This is a genomic window from Prosthecobacter sp., assembly GCF_044373815.1.
Lineage (GTDB): Bacteria > Verrucomicrobiota > Verrucomicrobiia > Verrucomicrobiales > Verrucomicrobiaceae > Prosthecobacter.
Genome location: NZ_JBIPNG010000572.1, coordinates 1 through 3,746, shown reverse-complemented (window position 1 = coordinate 3,746; position 3,746 = coordinate 1). Strand labels below are relative to the sequence as shown.

Below are 3,746 nucleotides of genomic sequence, written 5' to 3'. Positions count from 1 at the left end.
TGAGGCCGGAGTCGGTGTGGTGTATGAATTCGCCATGATTTCCCTGTCTGTCAGCGAGGCTGTGAGGCATTTTGCCGATCTGCTGCACCGTGTGCGGCATGAGGGAGAATGGGCGCTTTTGACTGAGAGCGGCAAGCCGGTGGCACGCATGCTTCCCGCGAGTCGCGCGTCTAAAGGTGCCGAACTGGCTCTAACTTGGCCTGACCGTCCCCGGCTAGGTGAAGAGGAAGCCGAAAGTTTCGAATCGGACATTGCAGAGGCACGAGCTAAACTTCCTCCAGTGGTTGCGCGATGGGACTGATTTTGGATACTTCAGTTATCGTTGCCGATGAGCGCGGACGTTTTAGTCTCGCGGCGTTATTCGGTGCCAGACCTGGAGAGGACTTTTTCATTGCTGCCATTACTGCTTCCGAATTGCTTCATGGCGTTGAGCGGGCAAATACGGCGGAACGTCGCGAGAAGAGATCCATTTACGTAGAGGGGGTGCTGCAACGACTGCCCATCATCGAATTTGAGCTGACCGTGGCCAGGAGACATGCGCAGATTTGGGCTGAGCTTGAAGTTTCCCGGAAGATGATCGGGCCGCATGATCTTATCATCGCTGCCACTGCTTTGGAGCATGGGCATTCGCTGGCGACCTTGAACCAATCCGAATTCTCCCACGTGCAGCAGCTTGTGCTGGAAGATGTCGCCCCTTTTGCTGTAACGAAGTCCTGACCTAGTGGGTGACTCCATCCAGCTTCCCAAGATGCTGGAAAAAAGCCCCGATTGAGCTATGAATGGACCGTGGACGAAGACCTGACGCTTTCAGATTCCGAAAAGCCGCGCTACCTGCTGCCGGAGGGCTGCCAGGATCTGAATGACGTGATCCGTCTGCAGGAGGAGGCTGGGGGCGGTGGCTCTGCGCTGAAAGCGCATGCTTCCGGGCCTGCTTCGGAGTCCGCCCCGCCTGTCTGCATCACGATCTCAGGCCTGGTGACGGTGGGTGCTCTGGCCCACCTGCTGCAGTTGAAGTCGTACCGGCTCATCTGCACGCTGATCAAGTTCAAGACATTCGCCTGTGTCACTTCGGTCATCAGCTTTGACACCGCCGCCAAAGTTTGTGCGTACTATGGTGTCGCTGTGCATAAGGCTGAAGATTTCTGAGAGGATGTTTCGGGGATGTGGCGTGCTCAAACAGCACTCTTCGCCGCATTCGCCTCATGATTCTCCCGCGCCACTTTGCGCGCTGCTGACACTACGTGCGTGCAGGCTTCGATGCAGAGCAGGGGCATGGCGTTGGGGGCGTGATTGGGCTGGGTTTTGGCGGCGGCGGCTCCGGCCATTGGCTGGGTGGCGGTGAGGGGCCAGAGGATGCGGCGGAGGCACTTCGTATTCGCGCAGGTTTTGCCGATGAGCGCGTGGGCCTGGTCATCGCTGATGGTGTTGACGAAGCGGTACATGCCGGTCTGGCGGCCGAGGAGATCGCGCAAGGGGACGGCGGTGAGTTTTTCCTGCTCAAGCGCGCGTGCCATGCCGATGGCGGCGGGGTAGAAGAAATCGAGCGCGAGGCGCAGTTCGTCGAGGTCGGTGAGATCGAGCCGCCAGCCGCGATTCAGGGTGGGGGCGGAATGCAGAGGGCGGAAGGTGCCGCTGGCATCGTTCCGGGCGATGAAGAGGGCATCGTGCGCTTCGTGATGGATTTGCAGATCGGCTTTGCCGCGATCCGCGATGTGGCAGAGCGAGTAGGTGCCGTCGGGGTTGGTGGTGATGACGATCTCGCCGATTTCATCGAGGCCGGAGTTCAGCCAGTAGGCGAGGGAGGATTTCACCTCGTCATTCGGCATGCCTTTTTTGTTCTGCACCTGGTGCTTGGCATCGAAGTCGTGCACCTGATCGAGGATGACGTCTGCCATGAGGGGCTCGGTGCCGATGGCGCCGCTGTAGTAGATCTGGCGGCCCTGGAGCTGATGCGGGTTTTGATGGAAGACGCCGCTCTCGCTGAGGGCGGCGCCGACGTCCTCGCGCATGCCGAGGAGGACGGGGATGTCTTGAAAGCTGTGGAGGCCGTCGGCGATGAAGAAGGGGACGACGACGACATTCGGCGCGGTGGTGAGCGTGGCCCAGTCTTTCACAAAGGGGGCCTCCTCCATGTAGGTGTCGATGACTTCGGCGAAGCCGTAGTGGCCGCCGCGAATGAGGGCGACCTGATCCTGAATGGCCTTGGTGGAGTTTTCGTTCAGGCTGGTGCCGTGGCCGACGATGACGAGGCTGGTCTGATCACGCGGCACATGGGGGGCGACTTCATCGGCGCGCTGAATGAGGAGGCGCGTCATGTTGGGGTGGATGCCCACGGGATCGCAGTAATGGATCGTTTTGCCATCGCGCTGCGTGGTGGGGCCGTCGAGCCGCAGCTCACGCGGGATCACCTGCTGGCAGAAGTAGCCTTCGCTGATGAAATTCGGGACGATGTAGATGACCTCGCTGTCCACCATCTCGTAGACCTCGCGCATGTTGGGCTCCTCTTTCCAGAAGCAGCAGGCGACTTCACGGAAGAGGCCGCGACGGCGGATGGAGTCGGCGTGCAGGTGCGTCGGGGCGCTGGAGTCCGGATTCGTGGTGGAACCGTGACCGACGATGATGAGGGCGGCTTGTTGGTGAGAGTTCAAAGGGGAAGGCGTAGGAGATGGAAGGAGGAATGGCCCGTGATTACGTCACGGGAGGTGCGGTTGGAAACAATTCCTCATTCGGGTTTCCTCATTTCTCATTCACCCGTGGCGGAAGCGCAGGTCTTTAATCTTGGCATCGGGCAGCTTCTCCTGCAGGCGTTTGAGAATTTTCACTTTCTCCTGCATCAGCGCGTGGTGGGCCGTGGGCTGAATGAGGCGGACGCTGAGGATGCCGCGCTCAAAGGTGTCCGGGCGGGTGAGTTTGAAAAGGAACGCACCGACGATCTCCTGCCATGCGGCGAGGATGTCCTCCAGCTTCACGCGGTTGGACATGCCGGCCTTGGCCATGATCTGCGTGGCGAGGTCTCCTACCCTGAGCGTTGGCAGGTCCATCAGCGGCCCGTCCTCCACGCCGCGCCACGCCGAGATGAGGTTGTGGCGCCTGCGCATGGCGGCGGTGGGCTTGCGTTTGTCCATGCGCGCACCCTAGACGGCAATTGGCGGGTGCTAAATCGCAAATTTCAAATCTCGCATTTCCGGCGGGCCGCCGCTAAAGATGCCCTCCCCCCGACCACCAGCCATGTCCGCCGACACTCTCCCCACCGACCATACCGACCCGATCAACGCGCAGATTCTCGCCGTGAGCGAGGACCGCATCAAGGGCTTCACCCCCACGCCGTTTCAGGACATTGCACAGCTGAGCGGCCTGCCGCTGGAGACGGTGGTGGAGCGCATCCAGGCGATGCTGAAGGCCGGGGTGATCCGCCGCGTGCGGCAGACCCTGCTGGCGAACAAGCTGGCCGAAGGCGCGCTGGTGGCCTGGAAGGTGCCGACAGAGAAGCTCGAAGGCGCGTTTGAATTCCTCTTCAAGCAGGACCCCTTCAGCGGGCACGTGGTGCTGCGCTCCACGGACCGCGAAGTCAGCGGCAGTGACTACCGCCTCTGGACCACGCTGAAAGTTCCGCAGGGCCATGACATCAACCAGCATTGCGATGTGCTGGCGAAGCTGATCGGCGCGGAAAGCTACTACACCATGGAGGCCCACGGCATCTTCGCCCTGGGCGTGGGCCATGTGCGCCGCAAGACGCTGGAGCCCGG

Annotated in this window: 6 protein-coding genes; 4 read left to right on the top strand and 2 right to left on the bottom strand. The window is 61.1% G+C overall.

What is annotated here, in order from left to right; all coding sequences use genetic code 11:
* Positions 1–34 precede the first annotated feature (34 nt).
* From ACIREA_RS28420 to ACIREA_RS28410, 3 genes are all read left to right on the top strand, one after another.
* Positions 35–301, top strand: a complete 267-nt coding sequence (locus ACIREA_RS28420; protein ID WP_397385697.1) for a type II toxin-antitoxin system Phd/YefM family antitoxin — start codon at positions 35–37, stop codon at positions 299–301.
* Positions 292–717: a type II toxin-antitoxin system VapC family toxin gene (locus tag ACIREA_RS28415; protein ID WP_397385696.1), complete on the top strand. Its 426-nt coding sequence runs from the start codon at positions 292–294 to the stop codon at positions 715–717. The genes ACIREA_RS28420 and ACIREA_RS28415 overlap by 10 nt, the downstream gene beginning before the upstream one ends.
* 69 nt (positions 718–786) lie before the next feature.
* Complete coding sequence (locus tag ACIREA_RS28410) at positions 787–1,146, top strand: hypothetical protein (RefSeq protein ID WP_397385695.1); 360 nt, start codon at positions 787–789, stop codon at positions 1,144–1,146.
* Positions 1,147–1,172: 26 nt separating this feature from the next.
* On the opposite strand, the gene ACIREA_RS28405 is transcribed toward ACIREA_RS28410, so the two are convergent.
* The gene (locus ACIREA_RS28405; RefSeq protein WP_397385694.1) at positions 1,173–2,648 is read right to left on the bottom strand and encodes a CbiX/SirB N-terminal domain-containing protein; all 1,476 of its coding nucleotides are present in this window, start codon (positions 2,646–2,648) and stop codon (positions 1,173–1,175) included.
* Positions 2,649–2,747: 99 nt separating this feature from the next.
* Positions 2,748–3,125 (bottom strand): DUF721 domain-containing protein, encoded by a 378-nt coding sequence (locus ACIREA_RS28400; protein WP_397385693.1) that lies wholly within the window; start codon positions 3,123–3,125, stop codon positions 2,748–2,750.
* 103 nt (positions 3,126–3,228) lie between these two features.
* On the opposite strand from ACIREA_RS28400, the gene ACIREA_RS28395 reads away from it, so the two are divergent.
* Positions 3,229–3,746 (top strand): Lrp/AsnC family transcriptional regulator (locus tag ACIREA_RS28395; RefSeq protein WP_397385692.1); only part of this gene is annotated, 518 nt, incomplete at its 3' end.